Consider the following 18,063-nt stretch of genomic DNA (forward strand, 5'->3'; position numbering starts at 1 on the left):
TCTCTATGTCTTCTGTTGGATGGGGAGAGTCACGGTGAAGCAGGAGCCTTCGCCTTCCACGCTCCTGACGCCTATCTCCCCGTTGTGGTCCTTGACTATGCCGTAGCAGGTGGACAGCCCGATACCTATTCCCTTGCCCGCCGACTTGGTCGTGAAGAACGGATCGAAGAGCCGGTTCCTGATGTCCTGAGGGATGCCGCTCCCCGAGTCTTCCACCTCGATCACTATCAAGTCGTCACCCTTGATGAACGACCTGATGGTGATGGCGCCCTTTTTCCCGTCCATGGCGTCAGCCGCGTTGGTAAGAAGGTTCAGCACGACCTGATTGAGCCGCGGTTCGTCCGCGTAGATGAGCGGCAGGTCGTCGCTCAACTCCAGTTCAATGGCGAGCTTTCGCGATTTCTTCAGGTGATAGCCGAGAATCGTCAGGGTTTCCTTTATGACGTCGTTCAAATTGACGAAGCCGAAAACCGACGTCTCCGGGTGTCCGAAGTTCAACAGGCTACGGACTATCTTCTGACACCTCGAACACTCCTTGAGGATGGTCTCGGTATATTCGCCGAACTCGCGGGCGACCTCCTCCGGCATGGCCCCGGCATGTTTCCTGAGCCTTCGCTGGATGCCTTCGGCATAGCCCGAGATGGCCATGAGCGGATTGTTGACCTCGTGGGCGATGCCCGTGGACAGCGTCCCCACCGTGGCCATCTTCTCAGCCTGATAATATTTGGCCTGAAACTCCTTCTCGGTCGTCACGTCGCGCTTGAAAATGAGCACCCGGTTGGCGCCGCCCGGTGTCTTCAGAGGCGATGCGATCATCTCGAACTGACGGTTGCAGCCGTCAATCTTGAACACGGCCGTTTCCTTGCAGACGGAGTTCGTCGATATGGAGCGAAAGGCCGGGCATTCCGGGCAGGCATCCCCGGTATCGCGGAACAGCTCATGGCAGTGTTTCCCGATGGGGTTGCCCTCCGGGAACAGGTTGTGAAATTCGTTGTTGACCGAAATGATTTTCAAATCCTCGGACAGGACCATCATGACGTCGGTGATGCCGTCGATGATGGCCGCTATCTCGCGACGCTGATCCTCCAGCTCGATGTTGGACTGCTGAAGCTCCACCACCGTCTGCTGAAGCTCCTGAAAGAAGCCGAGCTTCGAGTGCTCTATGCCTATGAGGTCGCTCAGGGTGGTCGGCGCCATCACCACGCCTCCTCGCAGACGGACACGAGGTCCTTGGCCGATGCGGGCCGCGGATTCGTCAGATGACATGCGTCGTGCGTCGCCATATTGCAGATATGCATCAGGTCCTCTTTGTTCGGCACCAGCTTTTGCAGCCGAGTGTTGAGCTGCAACTCGGCAAACCACTGCTCGAGACGCTCGATGCCCATCATGGCGGCGTCCCTGTCCGATCCGCCGCTCGAACCGGTGACCAGCCGCCCGATCTCTCCCATCTTCGACATGCACGAAGGCAGGTTGTACCGCATGACGGACGGCAGCAGAGTGGGATGCACCCAGCCGTGAAGGACGTCGCACAGGCCGCCAAGGGCGTGCGCCAGAGCGTGCAGATCGCCCAGCCCGGCATTGCTGAAGGCCATTCCGGCTGAAGTGCTCGCTATGGAGAGCTGTTCGAGCGCCTGAATGTCCTTTTCCTCTGCGGCCGGCTCCAGATTCGTTATGATCGACTGGATCGCGTTCCGGGCGTGCAGATCCGTGAATGGTGAGGCGAGCTTGGACACGTAGGACTCGATTGCGTGCGCCAGAGCATCGACTCCGGCCGCAAGGATGAGGCTCCTGTCCTGTGTCACGAGAAGCTGTGGGTCCACAATCGAGATGCTGGGGACAAGTGAGCGACTGATTATGGACATCTTAACCCGGCGTTCCATGTCGGTGATGATGCAGAACTGGGAAATATCGGAGCTGCTGCCGGCCGTGCTCGGTATGAAAATCATGGGCGGCAACGGGCGCATGATCCTGTTGGCGCCTTCGTAGTCCTTGATCTCCCCGCCGTTGCCCACGATGGTGGCTATACCCTTGGCGGCATCCATCGGACTTCCGCCGCCCAGAGCGACGACAACGTCGCACTTCCCTTCGCGGTAGATTTCAACGCCTTCCTGAACCTGCTTGTCCCGCGGATTGGAATTCACGTCACTGAAATACACGCAGTCAAGGTCATTGGCCCGAAGCATCCCCTTGACCAGCCCGACCCAGCCGGAGTCTTCCACCCCCTGATCGCTGACAAAGAAGACCCTTTGTGCGCCCACTCGCTTGGCACACTGAGGCAAATGCGTGATGGACCCTCGGCCGAAAATGACGTCAGGTATGGCAAACTTCGTGCTGAGCATAAATCACCCCCTCAAGTGTCTCCTGCACATCCAGTGAACCAGTGTGGAACGGCAACACCCACGCCCTCTATCAGCAAAGAGGTTTGACACCTACCTTTCCGATCGCCCGCAACAAAGATTCCCCATGCCAGTGAACATCCGAACGTACATACAACAGCTCATGACCGCCAAGCTCATGAAGATGCAAAACCCTATCAACAGCAGATGAAGCGCATCCCCTCAATGCCTGAACGGAACTGCCGGTCAACACCAATCATCCGCGGCCACTTCGCTTTCGTTAGTGCAAGAGTATTTTCCTATCATAAAGGTAAGGATTCCACTTGCGCCCATCCCTGTCAACGTCGCTTTCGAGGCGCATTTTCACAAAAATGAAATCCAGAGCCATGCACCTGTCCTCGATGTGCTTGAATCAACAGGAAAATAACAACAGCATATAAAACCATATTCTCGAAGAAATCCACTAACACGGACTTACGCAGAACCAGACACGGGATATCGACTCGTCGGGGAATCCGAAGCAGCCAACCGTACAGACAATGCCCCGACAAAATAAAACGCCTGACCGAGACTCATTGCTTCTTCTCCCATAGGTATGGTTTTGGAAGGCGAGAGTATGACAAAATCCTCCCTCACCGCTCTGCCCTTTTTTCCACCACGCCGCTGGTCCCTGCTTTGACGACTTTGACGATGTCATCGATTTTACCTTTCTTGACCGTCTGATTGCCTGCTTCGTTTAATGCCGCAGTTGCTCCGCCAAGCAGCAACCTTGACGCGACGCCTTCACCCAATGTGCTCGCCGCGCCTGTAGCAGATCCCAAGCCAACAGATTTGGTTCCTCCGGCTAAAGCGTACTTCACTTTAGCCGGATGAACCAAAAAAGGCGGGGCCCCGTCTGGGACCCCGCCACGTATAGCTTCTCGGAGTGGTCGGTTAGCGCCCGCAGCACTTCTTGTGCTTGCGCCCGGACCCGCACGGGCACGGATCGTTGCGGCCGACCTTTGGTTCCTTGCGGCGAACCGGCTTCTGGTCCTTCTCTTCCTCGCCGCCGGAGTATTCCAGCTCTTTATCGGAGCCGTGCTGGAACTCGTCCTCGCTCACTTCGGCCTGAATCCGCAGGTGCGAGAAGGCGCGCATGGCGTTTTCCTTGATGGTGAAGATCATCTCCTGGAACAGGTTGAAGCCTTCGCGCTTGTATTCCTGCTTGGGGTCCTTCTGGCCGTAACCGCGCAGGCCGATGCCGTCGCGCAGGTGGTCCATGTTGAGCAGATGCTCCTTCCAGTTGCGGTCCAGCGTATCCAGCAGGAAGTAGCGCAGAATCTCCTCGTAATGATCCGGAGCGGACGCCCTGAGCTCCGCGAGGATCTGCTTCACCCACTGGTGCGCCTGCTCCATGCTCGGCAGGCCGCCCTCGCGGAAGTCCTCGAAACGGGAGAAGTTGAATATCTCGTCCAGCCGCTTGCGGACGGTGTCGAGCTCCTCCTCATCCATATCCTTGGCATCGAGCGCCGGGGAGAGGTACTCTTCGAGCAGGTCGTCGGCATATTCGAAGACCACGCCCTCCGTGGACTCCTTGCTCATGAGTTCACGACGCAGGGTGTAGACCACCTCGCGCTGCTGATTCATGACGTTGTCGAAGTCAAGCAACTGCTTGCGGATCTCGAAGTTGTGGTTCTCCACGCGGCGCTGGGACTTCTCGATGGCGTTGGAAACCATCTTGTTCTCGATGGCCTCCCCTTCCTTCATTCCCAGCTTGCCCATGACGTTCTGCAGCTTGTCCGAGCCGAACAGGCGCATGAGGTCGTCATCGAGCGCAAGGTAGAAGCGCGAGGAGCCCGGGTCGCCCTGACGGCCGGAACGGCCTCGCAGCTGGTTGTCGATGCGGCGGGATTCGTGCCGCTCGGTGCCGATGATGTGCAGGCCGCCGAGTTCCTTGACGCCTTCGCCGAGCTTGATGTCGGTACCGCGCCCCGCCATGTTGGTGGCGATGGTCACGCGGCCGACGTGACCGGCCTCGGCCACGATCTCGGCTTCCTTGTCGTGCTGCTTCGCGTTGAGCACGTTGTGCGGCACGCGCAGCTTCTTGAGCATCCCGGAAAGCAGCTCCGACTTCTCGATGGAGACGGTCCCCACCAGCGCGGGCTGCCCGCGCTTGTAGCAGTCCGCTATGTCGTGCGCGATGGCGTTGTACTTCTCGTCCTGCGACTTGAAGATGGCGTCGGGGTGGTCATTGCGCACCATGGGCTGATGCGTGGGGATCACGATGACCTCAAGCTCGTAGATCTGGCCGAATTCCACGGCTTCGGTGTCCGCGGTACCGGTCATGCCCGCGAGCTTGTCATACATGCGGAAATAGTTCTGGAAGGTGATGGAGGCCAGCGTCTGGTTCTCGGACTCGACCTTCACGTTCTCCTTGGCCTCGATGGCCTGATGCAGACCGTCCGAGAGGCGGCGGCCCGGCATGAGGCGGCCCGTGAATTCGTCCACCAGCACCACCTGGCCGTCCTTGACGATGTAGTCCACGTCGTTCTGGAAGATGTGGTGCGCCTTGAGCGCCTGAAGCACGTGATGCTGCAGGCTGATGTTCTGGGTGTCGAACAGGTTGTCCACGCCCAGCAGCTTCTCCACCTTCTCCACGCCGGCGTCGGTGAGCGTGACGCTCTTGGCCTTTTCGTCGATCTCGAAGTCGCCGTCCGGCGGCGTCTCGTCTTCGGCCTCGCGCGGGGTGGAGCGCACAAGGTTGGGGATGATGCCGTCGATCTTGCGGTACAGGCCGACGTTCATCTCCACCTGTCCGGAAATGATGAGCGGGGTCCGCGCTTCGTCAATGAGGATGGAGTCAACTTCGTCAACGATGGCGAAGTTCAGGTCGCGCTGCACGAGCTGGTCTTCGTAGAACTTCATGTTGTCGCGAAGATAGTCGAAGCCGAACTCGTTGTTGGTGCCGTATGTGATGTCGGCGGCGTAGGCCTGCTTGCGTTCCTCGTCGTTGAGTCCATGGACGATCACGCCGTAGGTCAGGCCGAGGAAGGTGTAGATTTCACCCATCCACTCGGCGTCGCGGTGTGCCAGATAGTCGTTGACCGTAATGACGTGCACGCCCTTGCCGGACAGCGCATTGAGCACCACGGGCAGGGTCGCCACGAGGGTCTTGCCCTCACCGGTCTTCATTTCGGCGATCTTGCCCTGATGCAGCACGATGCCGCCGATGAGCTGCACGTCGTAGTGACGCATCTGCATGGTGCGCACGCCCGCCTCGCGGACCAGCGCAAAGCATTCGGGCAGCACGTCGTCGAGCTTCTCGCCCTTGTTCTGCACGCGGTCCTTGAGTTCTTCGATGCGGCGGGGAAAATCCTCGTCCGCCAGCGCCTGCACCTCGGGCTCCAGCGCGTTGATCTTGTTGATCACCGGCTTGAGCTTCTTCAGATACCGGTCGTTCTTGGTCCCAATGATATATTTGAGCATTGTATATGACTCCTTGAGGCCGCATCAGTCGTAAGCGGCACGGATAAGCTGCGGGCAACCCTTTGGTCGGCCCTGAATGGTCGTGTCTTTGAACGGCTCCCTCTCAGGCGGAAGGATGCGTCCGACGGCGAGCGCGCTAGGCGCGCGTGGCGGTGGGTGCGCGCGGCGGCGCTCTGCCCGTTACCGGGCGGGAGATGACCAGCGGCGGCGGGAGCACGCTGGCGTCGGGGAAGTCGACCTGCCGATTGGCGGCGGTCCAGCCGTCGCGGCGCGCGGCAAGGGCCAGCTGGAACGACGGTCCGTCACCGGCCGCGGCGGCCTCCGGGGAGCCCGAAGGCTTGTGGCTGACGCGGCCAAGCAGATGCAGCCCGGACCGGTTTCTGCCGTTGGGCCTGACGCTTTCCTCCTGCATGAGCGGGGAGGCCAGCGCCTCGGCGGCCACTGCGGGACAGGCCACGGTCGCAGCCACTTCGATGAAGCCCACCGCCACGGCGAGGGCTACGAGGGAAACGGATTTCCGGGCGAAGTTTCTCTGCAAGGGTCTGTCCAGCGTTCGAGTATCGTTCATGCGGCCACTAGAGGAAATATGCCCGCAGCATTGAAAGTCAACGGGCCGGAGCGGTTTTCCGCCTCCGGCCCATGGTCGATAGCATATTCGTTTGCGTCAGTAAAAACATTCCCGACGCCCCCGGCGGGACGGCTTACTTTGCAGCACCCGGCTCGCTGACCAGTTCATCATACGCTACCGCGCAATACAGGCTCATGAGAACGAACATCAGCACTCGCAGGAGCATCATCGCGATTGAAGGAAACAAGCCGCCTTCGATCAACACCAGGAGATAGTCTAACGCCGTGCTCAGCACAAAAATCGGAATCAGCGGCAGCATAAAGGATACGCCTTTCGCTTTTGTCAGGCGCCAAGACATCTTCATGCCCACCTCATGCCCTCCGAGCGGAGCCCCCATGTAGGGCAAAGCACGAATTCCGACATACCCAATGAATATGACCAGCAGGAACCCGACGGAAAAATGAAGGGTCGCAGCGGCATCAGCCGAAAGATTCGGGAAGAAATCATTGAACCCCAGAAAGATGCAAACCGACAGGGCCCAAGCCAGAAGGACGGAAAGGAGAAAGACCATCAGCGAACGTCCGGCCGATTTGAACAGTGGGCGTATCGGTCGCATAATCTTTGCCTCCGGCTGTTTCTTCAGCCGCTGCACCCCCAGACGCATGATCATCAGCGGCACCAGAATCAGGATAATCAGCAAAGCAAGGCCGATCGGCACCATGATCAGACCGATAGACTGCTGATAAAATTCAGGAGGAAGGGTGATGAGGGAAGACAGGGCAATTGCCATCAGCACGGCTGTCAGACGCCCCAACGGGCCGGAGATGCTTTTTGCAAGCGAAAAGACACGGTGCCATAAATCCATACGCATGAGGGAACTCCTTGAAGCGGAAAAAGGGTGCAGATAGGGAGAGGTCGAGTTCGACAGTGAATCCCGGCAACAAAAAACGGAAATCACATATCAAAATCCACTACATCTATCCAGTGTCCTGCATCGACTTTTCCCGAAAGGATGGACGGCAGACGCGCCGCACAGGCGGAGCAACCCGTGAGCACCAGTTCGGCCCCGGAAAGCGTTCGCGCACATTCCGCTCCGGCCCGATCCGCGGTATCGGGATCCGAAAGACGCATCAGCCCGCCGAAACCGCAGCATTCGCGACTGGTGCGGACGTCCGGCTCCGCTCCGAGCATGGCACCGACAAGCGCAGCATCCGTGTCGCTCCCCGCGGTGTGACACGGCCTGTGGTAGCCCACCGCCCCCGGCTTCTCCCCGGCAACGAGAAACTCGCTGTCGAGCAGTGCCCCGGACAGGGGCCGCAGTGACGCGCGCCAACGGTCCGCCTCGCCGGAGTCGGCGAAGACGTCCCCGGAATAATCCGTCAACGAGTGCAGGCACGAGGCACACGGCGTGACTATCAGCGGCTCCCCGGCCTTGCGCCATGCCTTCACGTTGCGGGTGTTCAGCCTGTCGGCATCCTCCAGGCATCCTGCAAGGCGAAGCGACCCGCCGCAGCATTCAAAGGACGCGGGCAGCACCTCTGCGCCGAGGCCTTCCAACAGGTACAGCGCCCCTCGCAGCCAGCGTTTGCGCACGTGCCTTGCCATGCAGCCGGAAAACAGGGCCACCCGCTGGCCGCGCAAAGCGTCGCCGAAGGCCTTCACCCGCACGAACGGCTCCACTTCCGGGCCGCGTCGCGCATCCGCGAGCATCTTGAGCATCGGTCCAAGGCGCTCGGGGCGCATGCGCCCGGGCAGCAGCCGGGCGGCAAGCCCCGTGGAAGGCCAGAGCTCCCGGGAGCGCGTCAGCCATGTCTTCCAGATCCACGAGTGGAAGTCGGGGTGCTCGCTGCGAAGCCGCGCCACGAGCATGGGCACGTCCACGCCCTGCGGACATTTGTCCCGACACCGCTGACACCCGAGACACAGCCCCGCAAGCCGCGCCGCGTCCTCGCCCGACAGGTCGGACAACACGGCCTTGGCGCGCGGGGAAAGCTCCTCGCGGTTCGTGGCCCGCAACAGCGGGCAGACCTCCATGCACTTGCCGCACAGAATGCAATTCATGATCAATGCCTCCGATGCGGCCGGGACCTCCTTGGAAGTCCCGGCCGCAGGGACAAGGCATAGTCATTTCATCAGGCGTTGGCAACTTCGCGCAGGGTCCGCACGAACAGGCTGTTTTCATACGAACTGCGCATGGTCATGCGCAGGAAGCCGCTGCCTTCGATTCCGGTCACGCCGTTCAGTTTGGCGGTCAGGAAGCCCCGGTTTGCCAGTTTCTCGTGCAGGCTGCCGCCGGGTGTCTCCTCGTGCCGGAACATGACGGTGTTGGTGTCCGTGGCGAGCGCCTGAATGCCGGGAATGGCCTGCAGCTCGGGCAGCAGGCGGTTCCTGCGCCGCAGATTGCGCGCCCGGCACTGGCAGACGTAAGGGTCGTCCATGATGGCGATCTGGGCCATCTGGATGGAGTTCCACGGCAGGGGGAACGTGGGCCGGAACGCGTTCACGGCCTGAATCAGCTCCTGCGTGGCGCACATGACATACCCCACGCGCGCGCTGGGCAGCGCGTACATCTTGGAGAAGGTCCGCAGCACCATCAGGTGCGGGTATTCCTCCAGATACCGCGTGGCGCTGACCACGGCGTCCTCGTGATCCGTGTATTCGCCGTAGGCCTCGTCCACCGCCACCAGCGTGCCGGTCCGCTCGGCCTGATCGCAGATTTCCCGAATGGTCGCCAGCGGGAGCTGCTGCCCCGTGGGGTTCACCGGGTTGCTGATCCAGATGAGCTTGGGATTGCGACGGCGCATCACCTCGCGGATGCGTGCCACCGTCGCGGCGGTCCATCGGTGGTTCGGCGGCGAAGTGCTCACCGGGATGACGGACGCCCCGGCGCGGCTCGACATATCTTCGAACACGCTGAAGTTGGGAACCGGGAACAGCACCTCGTCGTTCGGTTCCAGCACGGCGCGGCAGATCTGGTCGATGATCGACTCCAGCCCCGCCCCGAACGCCATGTGCGCCGGGTCGATGCCATGACGCATGGCGATCTGCCGCCGCAGCTGGCGGAAGTGGTTGTCCGGGTACTCCACCATGTTGCGGGTCATGTTCTCCGCCGTTTCAGGCAGGGAGAGCACGCCGCGGATGAGCGGCGTCACGCCGTCGGTGTTCTTGCCGATGTCGAACCGGTAGACATGGCTCAGGCCGCCGGCGGCCATTATTTCGTCGATGTGCGCCTGCTCGTCCACGTCCTTGCTGACATAGTCGCCGGACTGACGGGCGAGGGCCTGCTGTGCCTGCGTCGCGAGCATGGTCTGCATGTTCATGCGGCCTCCCCTCTTTCGAGCAGATAGCAGCCGGTGGCGCCGTCGTCGGGCAGCACCACGCCCACGGCCTGATATCCGCGGTTGTTGAGGTATTCCGAGAGCACCTCGCGCGTCTGCATGCGGTACTCGGCAGCGCGCTCCAGGTCGGCCTTCTTCAGCCCGGCCAGGTCGCGCGGAATCTCCACCAGCACGCGCTCCGCCTCGGGCATGGAACCGGGCACCGCCAGCGGGGCGTCGTCGTGCAGGTCCTTGCTGGGCGGCTCCGCGGTCACGGGGAAGCTCAGCAGCATCCGGTCCAGCGGCAGCCCCTTGTGCATCTCGCACTCCACGTCGTAGCATTCGGGCACGTATCCGTAGGCCACCGCGCCCATCTTGTTCAGGTAGATGTGGGCGTTCTTGCATTCCAGCGGATCAAACGTCCCGGCCATGCTCCTGACACCCCTGTCCGAGAGTTCACGCATCACTCTGGCATAGATGCGCGTGCCCAGCCCCATGTTGCGGTACTGCGGCAGCACGCCGAACATGTGCGCGTAGGCCATGTCATGCCGGAAGGAGGGAATCACCAGCATGAACCCGGCCAGCTTCCCGTCCACGAACGCTCCCAGATTCACGCTCATGTTCGGGTTCTCGAAGGTCAGCGCCTTGAGCGTGACCGGCGACATGGTGCCCTGAGGGTCGAGCCCCCAGATCGCTTCCTGCAGCGCGATGCACTCGCGCAGCTCGCCATGAGTCCTGATCTTTCTGATTTCCTGTGCCATTGCTTCGTCCTCTCTCCGAATGTCTTGATGATACGGCGGCTGTCGAGACAGCCGCCCGCGCCGGGTCGCTTCGGATGCGGCACGGCGCATACGGCCAAACGTTATCACCTAGACTATTGCAGAGGACATGCCAAAAGGGACGACATAACGTTGGAACAGTCGTAAACGCCCTTACGAACGCACAAAGCGCAAGGGAAACGAATTTTTCAAACAGTCAGACTATTGATCGAAGGTAGGGATTCCGACACTTGCCGGATCTGCGAGTGCGCATGCATCCGGCACGGGTGTGCAACGGACGAAGCGTCACCAGCCCTTGCCGGGATTCATTATCCCGTGGGGATCGAAGGCCGCCTTTATCTCGTGCATGAGGCGTTGCTCCTCTTGTCCGAGCTGGTGTGAGACGTGGTCCTTCTTGGTCAGGCCGGTACCGTGCTCGCCGGAGATGGTGCCGCCCAGATCAAGGGCGAGGCCGAATATCTCTTTCTTGGCGGCCGTGGCGGCCTGCGCCTCTTCGGGCCATGAGGCGTTGTGCATGATGCTGACGTGAATATTGCCGTCCCCGAGGTGGCCGAAACACATGATGGGCAGGTTCAGCCGAGAGCCGATGCGATGCACGGCGTCCACGGCCTCGGGCACCCTGGAGCGGGGCACGGCGATATCCTCGCCCATCTTGTCCGGCCTGAGGTTGAACGCTGACGGGCTGATGCGCCTGCGCACATCCCATATCGCGGTTTCGTCCTCTCCGGTCCCGGAGACGAGCTCGAGTGGTGCGCTCTCCGCAAGGGCGCGCTCCAGTCCGGCGATCTCAGACTGTACGCACGCCTGCGAGCCGTCCACCTGAAACAGCAGCGCGGCCTGCGCCCCATCGGGCAGGGGCAGGGTGTCGCCCAGCCGAATGGCGGCGAGCGTGGCGCGGTCCATGAACTCGCAGGCGCAGGGCAGAATCCCGGCGCGAAAGACAGCGGCCGCTCCTTCCATGGCCGAGCGCAGGTCGCCGAAACCGGCCAGCACCGACGCGGTGGTCTCGGGACGCGGGACGAGCTTCATGGTCAGCTCCGTCATTATCCCGAGCTTTCCCTGCGATCCGCAGAAAAGGCGTCCGAGGTCCAGCCCGACCACGTCCTTGTGCGAACGGCCGCCGAAGCGCATGACCCGTCCGCCGGGGAGCACGGCCTCCAGCCCGAGCAGGTAATCGCGCGTCACGCCGTACTTCACGGCCCGCAGCCCTCCGGCGCAGGTGGATACGTTGCCTCCCACTGTCGAGAAGCCGGAGCTGGCGGGGTCAGGAGGATACAGCAGATCGCGCCGGGCAGCCTCGCGCTGCAACTCCGCCGTGACCACCCCCGGCTCGACAACCGCGGCGAAATCACGCTCGTCAATGTCCAGAATGCGGTTCAGGCCGAGCAGGGAGACCGCGATGCCGGGCACGGACGGAACGCTGCCGCCCACGGTGCCGGTGGCGCGGGCGCGCGGATATACGGCGATGCGCTCACGCTGGGCGAAGCGCAAGAGCTCCTCCAGTTGTTCGCGATTCACGGGCCGCGTCACGGCCAGCACTTCGCCGCGAAGTCGGCTGGAGTCCATGCCGTGAACATGGCGGCAGGGCTCTGACAACATGCAGTCGTCACCGGGAAAAAGGTCGGCGAGAAAACGTTCGTGATCCGGGGAGAGTTTGCTGACGAGGTTGGGCATGCGCGATCCTTGTTCCGTGCCGTGGCTGTCTGGCCCGCGAACAGGGGCGGGCGGATGGCAAAAGGTAAGCGGGGGACGCGGGAGTGTCAACGCGAACAAAAAGGGCCGCCCCGGAAGGGCGGCCCAGATGAATTCGGTTCGTCTGCCCGGCTAGGCGAGCAGGTCGTTGATCTTGGTTTTGAGGTCGTGCGGCTTGAAGGGCTTGGTGATGAAGGAGGTGACCCCGGTCTTCTCGGCCAGGCTCTGCTGGGAGCCTTCGGACTCGGTGGTGACCATGATGATGGGGGTGTCCTCGAAGCCGGGCGTGTTGCGGATCTTGCCCACCAGCTCCATGCCGTCCATGACTGGCATGTTCATGTCGGTGAGGATGATGTCGAAGTCCTCGCCGCGCTCGATGAATTCGAAGGCCTCCTGCCCGTTGGAGGCGATGAAAGGCTCGAAGCCCAGATCGGTGAGGATGGCGCGGTGCATGGCGCACATGGAGCGGGAGTCGTCCGCCGCGAGCGCCTTGCGGCTGCTGCCTTCGAGGTCCGGCAGCCTGGCGAGGTCCTCGTCGGCGCGCGCCCCGCCGATTTCCACCAGCAGTCCCTTGAATTCGTCCAGCACTTCCTGGTCGCGGGATTCCGCAAGGGCGTCCACCAGCATGTCCCCGGCCCCGGCGTTCTCGTAGAGAGCGTCGAAGAGCCGCGTGGCGCGGGCGTTGACGATTGCCTTTGCCAGCCGCTCGGCCTGATCGTCGGCCGCGCTGAGCATCTTGGTGAGCTGGTTGACCATGCCGGGATTCACATGTTTCTCGAGGCCGGTGATCACGGCCATGAGGGTGAGCTCCTCGGTTTCCGTCAGTCCGTCCACGAGACAGATGATGCCCTTCATGGTGCCCACTCGTCCGAGCGCCTCGTACAGGGCGTAGCGGACGTTGGAGGTCTCGGCCAGCCCCTTGTCGAAGGCGGCCACGAGACCGTCGGCACAGCTCTTGTCGCCGATGAATCCGAGCACGTTGGCGGCCAGCACCTTGTGGTCGTCGTCGCCGGTCTCGAAGGCTTCGAGCAGCAGCGGGATGACCGGGGAGCCGATGGAAATCATGGCGTCCGTGATGATCCGGCGCACCGTGGGGTTCTTGTGATGCAGCTTGTCCACCAGAAAACGCAGGGTGTCGTCCGTCTGGATGGAGGCCAGCGCCTCGATGGATTTCCACGTGGTGATCTCGCACACCTCGTAGCGTTCCGGGGCCTCGCTCTCATCCACGAGCCGCTTGAGTTCCGGCACGGACTCGAGGTCGTTGAGCTTGCCGAGCGCCTCGATGCACAGCGCCTGAATGAACGGATCGTCGTTGTCCAAAAATTTTCTGAAAGTGGGCAATGTCGCGGGATCGCCGATGTGCGCCAGCGACGTGAGCACTTCCATCAGGCGGTCGGGGTCTTCCTCGGCCTCGGCGAGGGAGGCCAGCACGGGAGCTGCCTGCTCGAAGCGGTGTTCGCCGGCCACGCGGATGCACAGGGTGCGAAATCCCGCATGGTCGTCGGACAGGCCCTGCACGGTCCTCGCCGGATCCTGCGATAGAACCGCGTTCAGGGCGTTGACCACCATGTAGTCGATGGAGGTGTCCCCGACAGGGACCTTCAGCAGGTCGATGAGCCCGGGCAGGGTCTCGGGGTCCTTGCTTCCGGCAACCTCGTTCAGGATCGTTATCTGATCAAGAAATTCCTTGCTTCGAAAATCGTCGAGAATCGACATGTAGCGCTCCGTGTTTCTCTTGGCGACGGTTCGGTTACTCGAAACAGAATTCGATGGTGAAACCGCCGGCGTCCGTCTTGAACGGGATGGCCATGATGGGGGTTTTCGCCACGTGGGAAATGGTGTGGTTGTCACCCATGATGACCGAAGGGGTGGAGCCTTCGAAGACGAGGCCTCTCTCCGCGAGTCCGGCTCTGGCCTGTCCGGAGATCATGTTGGTCAATTCGCCCACCGCGTCCTTGACGTCGGTCATGATGTCCTCGATTTCGTCGCCGAGCATGTTCTTGACGATGCTCACGGCGCACTTCTTGTCGAACGACATGGAGACGCTGCCGTTCTTTTCGCCGGTAAGCCCGACGAGACCGGTGACGTCACCGACAGCCGTGTTGTTCTTCTTGACGTAGGGCTTGCCTACCTTGGGCTTGATAAACGCCATGGTGGACAAAACGTCCACGGCAGCCTTGATGAAAGGTTTCGCCAGTTCAACGTCCATATGAAAACTCCTCTCGGAACTGCAGGAAACGGGTGCCGACCGGGCTTGGGTCCCTGTTGTTTGATGCATGCGAAAGACCTTCCCCGTTATGCCGGAAAACGGGAGTGCCTTCGAGTATTTTTTGGTAACGGTTTACGCAATATCGGTCAAGTCATGTAGAGAACTGCCTGTCCGCCCGTCCGCGCCTCTTGCCCCCGCTGCCTTCGAAGGGTATCCCCTCGCCCAAGGAGAGTGGACAATGACCCGCAGCGAAAACGGCGCGGCCTTCGGACGGGTGCTCGGATGGGCCCTGTTCATCGCCGGCATATTCTTTCTCAACTTCCTTTCCCGAATCACGTTCGGCCCGCTCATGCCGGTCATCCGTGAAGAACTGGGCATCTCCCACGCGCAGGCGGGGAGCATCTTCTTCATGGTCGCCGCAGGCAACGCTATCGGGCTGCTGTTGAGCGGCTTCGTCTCCCGAAGGCTCGGCCACCGCCGCACCGTGGGCGTGTCCGGGCTGGCCGTCGGCCTCATCTGCCTGCTCATTGGCTTCTGCGACGGGCTGGGCACCCTGCGGGGCTTCACCGGACTGCTGGGCCTCGTCGCGGGAATCTACCTGCCCTCCGGGCTGACCTCCATCACCACGCTCATCCGCCGCGCCGACTGGGGCAAGGCGCTCGCGGTCCACGAACTGGCGCCCAACACGGCCTTCGTGGTCGCTCCCCTGCTGGCGGAAGCCGCCCTGCTGCAGGGCGACTGGCGCGACGCGTTCCGGCTGCTGGGCGCGCTGCAGCTGCTCGCCGGGGTCGCTTTCCTGTGGCGGGGGCGCGGCGCGGACTTTCCGGGGATCGTCCCCTCTCCCGGCGCCATGCTCGCAGTGCTGAAACGCCCAGTCTTCTGGCTCTTCGCGCTGCTCTTCAGCCTCGCCGTGGGGGCCAGCGTGGGACCGTACTCCATGTTGCCCCTCTACCTCGTTGACGACCACGGCTACGCGCGCCCCGATGCCAACGGCCTGCTCGCCGCAGCGCGGGTGGCGGGCATATTCCTGCCCTTTCTGGCGGGCTGGCTGGCCGACCGCATGGGCGGCCGCGCCGCGCTGGTGCTGTACCTGACGCTGACCGGGTCGGCCACCGTGGCGCTCGGGCTGGCCTCCGGGCCGTGGCTTCCGACCATGGTACTGCTGCAGCCCGCGCTCTCGGTTCTCTTCTACCCGCCCGCCTTCTCGCTGCTCTCCGCCACCTTCGACGACTCCGAGCGCAGCCTCGCGGTCTCCCTGCTCACGCCCATCTCCGCCACGGTGGGCCTCGGCCTGACGCCCACGCTGCTGGGCTGGCTCGGCGACCACGGCCTGTTCGGGCTCGGATTCACGGCCCAGGGCATCCTGCTGCTGGCCGCGCTGCTGCTTTTTCCCGCCATGCCGCGCCGCTGACGCCCCCTTGCATTTCACGGCCTCTGGAGTACATTCGGGGAAAAATCCCTGCGGAGGCACCGATATGAGCAAATGGACCATCCACCCCATCGTCATGGGCACCAAGGTCTTCGACAAAGGCATGATGACCTACCAGCACGACTACGGCACCCCTTACACCATCCCCATATACACATGGCTGCTCAAGGGCGGCGACAAGACCGTGCTGGTGGACACCGGCGAGATGAGCCCGGTGATCTCCGAAGAGCGGGAAAAGGCCATAGGCGGCCCCATACACACCTTCGAGAAAGGCCTCGAACTGCACGGCCTCAAGCCGGAGGACATCGACGTGGTCCTGCATACCCACCTGCACAGCGACCACTGCGAGAACGACTGGAAGTGCACCAACGCGCGCATCTACGTCCACGAGAAGGAACTGGAACACATCCACGACCCGCACCCGCTGGATTTCCGGTACCTCGAAGACTACATCGACGACGTGGAGGAGAACGGCCAGCTGGAGATTCTCACCGGCGACGCCGAGCCGCTGCCGGGCGTCCGCATGGTACACACCCCCGCCCACACCGAGGGCGGCATGTCCGTACTGGTGGAGACCGAAAAGGGCACGGCCATGATATGCGGCTTCTGCACCATTCTGGAGAACCTGTTCCCACCCGTGGAGATCCGGGCCATGGAGATGGAGGTCATCCCGCCGGGCACCCACCTCGACGCCAATGAAGCATACGACATTCTCAAAAAGGCCAAGGAGATGGCCGACATCCACATTCCGCTGCACGAGCCGCGCTTCGCGTCCGTGCCGGTGATACCGGAGCCCTGATGAATCCGGTGATTCCGGCCGTCGCACCGGTCTTCGGGCTGGTGCTCGCGGGGCACGCCCTGCATCGCATGCGCTTTCCGGCGCGGGCTTTCTGGCCCGCCTCGGAGCGGCTCACCTACTACGTGCTCTTCCCGGCCCTGCTGGTGGGCGGCCTCTCCGGGCGCGAATTCGAATCCGGCGCCCTGCCCCTCTCGCTGGCCGTGGGCGGTGCCATCCTCGCGGTGGCCGCGCTGCTGTGGCTCCTGCGCGCCCGCCTGCCGGGGTCCGGCCCGGTGTTCACCTCGATCTTTCAGGGGAGCATCCGGCCCAACACCTACATAGCCCTGTCGCTGGCGGCGGCGCTGCTCGGGCCGGACTGGATGAAGCTCTCCGCCGTGGCCCTGCTCACGGCCATCCCGCTGGTCAACGTGCTGTGCGTCCTCGTCCTCTCCCGCCACGGGGAAGGCAACGCAACGGGTGCCGCCGCCGTCTTGCGGCAACTTGCCGGCAATCCGCTGATCCTCGCCTGCGTGACCGGGATGCTGCTCAACGGCGCTGACGTGACACTGCCGGGCGTCGTGGCCGACTTTCTGGACATACTTGGCCGCGCCGCGCTGCCCATGGGACTGCTCGCGGTGGGCGCGGGACTCAGACCGGCGGCCGCGGGAGGACACCTGCGCCCGGCCATGCTGAGTTCCGCCGCGCACCTGCTGGTTCTGCCCGCCGCGGCATGGCTCATCGCAACAGGGCTCGAAGCGCGGCCGGACATGGTCAGGGCGGCGCTGATATTCACCGCTATCCCGGTGGCGGCGTCCTCCTTCATCCTCGCCCGACAGATGGGCGGCGACCACGAGGCGATGGCCGCGATCATTACCGTTCAGACCGCGCTGTCCGTCCTGACCATCCCCGTGCTTCTTTCATTGGCATGAGGGTGGCTTTTTCGGTGCGGCGCACTTGTTTTTGTTCGTGAATTCTGGGATTAAAAAGCAGTTCAACCCAAGGAGTGAGGAATCATGGCGAAAGATTTCAGGCAATATCTCGAAGAGAGCGATCGCAGCAAGGACTTCGGCCGCTTTTTCAAGGAAATAGGCATCGGTTCCAAGATCGTTGCCTCGATTCAGGCCAGCTCGGTGCACGACTGCTCCCCCGCTGAGACCCTCGACGACCTGACAGGATACGAAACGTGGGAAGTGGCCCTGAGGCAGACGGACCGCCCCATCTACGTCAGCCGCGTCGGCGTGTGGGAACACCTCTATGAACGGGACTGGGCCAAGGATTTCGACCAGCCCGACTTCGGCCGGTTCCTTGAACGGGTTCAGATGCCCACCGCCGAAGTGCAGATCATGTTCGACGACCTCGTGGCCTTTGCGCTGGAAAACGACCAGCTCGAAAAGGAAGAAGATATCCACATGGTCGATCCGGACGAACCCATTAAGAAAATCGACAAAAACAGGAAGCTCTCCTGCGGCGGCTGCCAGTCCAAATAGCCC

The 18,063-nt window shown here is 62.3% G+C and carries 16 protein-coding genes; 4 read left to right on the top strand and 12 right to left on the bottom strand.

Going from position 1 to position 18,063, the window contains the following annotated elements; genetic code table 11:
* Positions 1–3: 3 nt before the first annotated feature.
* The 12 genes from BR24_RS04905 to BR24_RS04960 form a co-directional block, all read right to left on the bottom strand.
* The gene (locus BR24_RS04905) at positions 4–1,197 is read right to left on the bottom strand and encodes a two-component system sensor histidine kinase NtrB (protein WP_496540390.1); all 1,194 of its coding nucleotides are present in this window, start codon (positions 1,195–1,197) and stop codon (positions 4–6) included.
* Positions 1,197–2,339 carry an iron-containing alcohol dehydrogenase gene (locus tag BR24_RS04910; protein ID WP_496540391.1) on the bottom strand — a complete coding sequence of 381 codons (1,143 nt, stop codon included), beginning with the start codon at positions 2,337–2,339 and terminating at the stop codon, positions 1,197–1,199. Before BR24_RS04910 ends, BR24_RS04905 begins: the two co-directional genes overlap by 1 nt.
* Before the next feature lie 629 nt (positions 2,340–2,968).
* Positions 2,969–3,196 carry a hypothetical protein gene (locus BR24_RS04915; RefSeq protein ID WP_496540392.1) on the bottom strand — a complete coding sequence of 76 codons (228 nt, stop codon included), beginning with the start codon at positions 3,194–3,196 and terminating at the stop codon, positions 2,969–2,971.
* A 73-nt stretch (positions 3,197–3,269) separates the two neighbouring features.
* A complete protein-coding gene (gene secA, locus BR24_RS04920; protein WP_496540393.1) occupies positions 3,270–5,801 on the bottom strand; it encodes a preprotein translocase subunit SecA in 2,532 nt (843 codons plus the stop codon).
* 136 nt (positions 5,802–5,937) lie between these two features.
* Entirely contained in the window at positions 5,938–6,369 is a 432-nt protein-coding gene (locus BR24_RS04925) for a hypothetical protein (protein WP_496540394.1), read from the bottom strand.
* Between the two features lie 133 nt (positions 6,370–6,502).
* Positions 6,503–7,240: a hypothetical protein gene (locus BR24_RS04930; protein ID WP_496540395.1), complete on the bottom strand. Its 738-nt coding sequence runs from the start codon at positions 7,238–7,240 to the stop codon at positions 6,503–6,505.
* A gap of 83 nt (positions 7,241–7,323) precedes the next feature.
* Positions 7,324–8,430 (bottom strand): (Fe-S)-binding protein, encoded by a 1,107-nt coding sequence (locus tag BR24_RS04935; protein ID WP_496540396.1) that lies wholly within the window; start codon positions 8,428–8,430, stop codon positions 7,324–7,326.
* 71 nt (positions 8,431–8,501) lie between these two features.
* On the bottom strand, positions 8,502–9,689 hold the full coding sequence (locus BR24_RS04940) for a pyridoxal phosphate-dependent aminotransferase (protein WP_496540397.1): 1,188 nt from the start codon (positions 9,687–9,689) through the stop codon (positions 8,502–8,504).
* Positions 9,686–10,447, bottom strand: coding sequence for a GNAT family N-acetyltransferase (locus BR24_RS04945; RefSeq protein WP_496540398.1), 762 nt, complete (start codon positions 10,445–10,447; stop codon positions 9,686–9,688). The genes BR24_RS04940 and BR24_RS04945 overlap by 4 nt, the downstream gene beginning before the upstream one ends.
* Before the next feature lie 303 nt (positions 10,448–10,750).
* On the bottom strand, positions 10,751–12,139 hold the full coding sequence (locus tag BR24_RS04950) for an FAD-binding oxidoreductase (protein ID WP_496540399.1): 1,389 nt from the start codon (positions 12,137–12,139) through the stop codon (positions 10,751–10,753).
* 150 nt (positions 12,140–12,289) lie between these two features.
* On the bottom strand, positions 12,290–13,873 hold the full coding sequence (locus BR24_RS04955) for a HEAT repeat domain-containing protein (RefSeq protein ID WP_496540400.1): 1,584 nt from the start codon (positions 13,871–13,873) through the stop codon (positions 12,290–12,292).
* A 34-nt stretch (positions 13,874–13,907) separates the two neighbouring features.
* Positions 13,908–14,366, bottom strand: a complete 459-nt coding sequence (locus BR24_RS04960; RefSeq protein ID WP_496540401.1) for a chemotaxis protein CheX — start codon at positions 14,364–14,366, stop codon at positions 13,908–13,910.
* A 238-nt stretch (positions 14,367–14,604) separates the two neighbouring features.
* Between BR24_RS04960 and BR24_RS04965 the strand changes: the two genes are divergently transcribed.
* The 4 genes from BR24_RS04965 (at position 14,605) to BR24_RS04980 (ending at position 18,060) form a co-directional block, all read left to right on the top strand.
* Entirely contained in the window at positions 14,605–15,777 is a 1,173-nt protein-coding gene (locus BR24_RS04965) for an MFS transporter (RefSeq protein ID WP_496540402.1), read from the top strand.
* A gap of 64 nt (positions 15,778–15,841) precedes the next feature.
* Positions 15,842–16,594: an N-acyl homoserine lactonase family protein gene (locus BR24_RS04970; RefSeq protein ID WP_496540403.1), complete on the top strand. Its 753-nt coding sequence runs from the start codon at positions 15,842–15,844 to the stop codon at positions 16,592–16,594.
* The gene (locus BR24_RS04975; protein WP_496540404.1) at positions 16,594–17,502 is read left to right on the top strand and encodes an AEC family transporter; all 909 of its coding nucleotides are present in this window, start codon (positions 16,594–16,596) and stop codon (positions 17,500–17,502) included. Before BR24_RS04970 ends, BR24_RS04975 begins: the two co-directional genes overlap by 1 nt.
* A gap of 84 nt (positions 17,503–17,586) precedes the next feature.
* Positions 17,587–18,060, top strand: a complete 474-nt coding sequence (locus tag BR24_RS04980) for a hypothetical protein (protein ID WP_496540405.1) — start codon at positions 17,587–17,589, stop codon at positions 18,058–18,060.
* The last annotated feature ends 3 nt before the right edge of the window (positions 18,061–18,063 follow it).

Source organism: Pseudodesulfovibrio halophilus DSM 5663 (genome assembly GCF_059568665.1).

Coding starts and splice junctions, on each gene's coding strand:
- BR24_RS04905 (WP_496540390.1), bottom strand. CDS start 1,197: ATGGCGCCGACCACCCTGAGCGACCTCATAGGCATAGAGCACTCGAAG.
- BR24_RS04910 (WP_496540391.1), bottom strand. CDS start 2,339: ATGCTCAGCACGAAGTTTGCCATACCTGACGTCATTTTCGGCCGAGGG.
- secA (WP_496540393.1), bottom strand. CDS start 5,801: ATGCTCAAATATATCATTGGGACCAAGAACGACCGGTATCTGAAGAAG.
- BR24_RS04925 (WP_496540394.1), bottom strand. CDS start 6,369: ATGAACGATACTCGAACGCTGGACAGACCCTTGCAGAGAAACTTCGCC.
- BR24_RS04930 (WP_496540395.1), bottom strand. CDS start 7,240: ATGCGTATGGATTTATGGCACCGTGTCTTTTCGCTTGCAAAAAGCATC.
- BR24_RS04935 (WP_496540396.1), bottom strand. CDS start 8,430: ATGAATTGCATTCTGTGCGGCAAGTGCATGGAGGTCTGCCCGCTGTTG.
- BR24_RS04940 (WP_496540397.1), bottom strand. CDS start 9,689: ATGAACATGCAGACCATGCTCGCGACGCAGGCACAGCAGGCCCTCGCC.
- BR24_RS04945 (WP_496540398.1), bottom strand. CDS start 10,447: ATGGCACAGGAAATCAGAAAGATCAGGACTCATGGCGAGCTGCGCGAG.
- BR24_RS04950 (WP_496540399.1), bottom strand. CDS start 12,139: ATGCCCAACCTCGTCAGCAAACTCTCCCCGGATCACGAACGTTTTCTC.
- BR24_RS04955 (WP_496540400.1), bottom strand. CDS start 13,873: ATGTCGATTCTCGACGATTTTCGAAGCAAGGAATTTCTTGATCAGATA.
- BR24_RS04960 (WP_496540401.1), bottom strand. CDS start 14,366: ATGGACGTTGAACTGGCGAAACCTTTCATCAAGGCTGCCGTGGACGTT.
- BR24_RS04965 (WP_496540402.1), top strand. CDS start 14,605: ATGACCCGCAGCGAAAACGGCGCGGCCTTCGGACGGGTGCTCGGATGG.
- BR24_RS04970 (WP_496540403.1), top strand. CDS start 15,842: ATGAGCAAATGGACCATCCACCCCATCGTCATGGGCACCAAGGTCTTC.
- BR24_RS04975 (WP_496540404.1), top strand. CDS start 16,594: ATGAATCCGGTGATTCCGGCCGTCGCACCGGTCTTCGGGCTGGTGCTC.
- BR24_RS04980 (WP_496540405.1), top strand. CDS start 17,587: ATGGCGAAAGATTTCAGGCAATATCTCGAAGAGAGCGATCGCAGCAAG.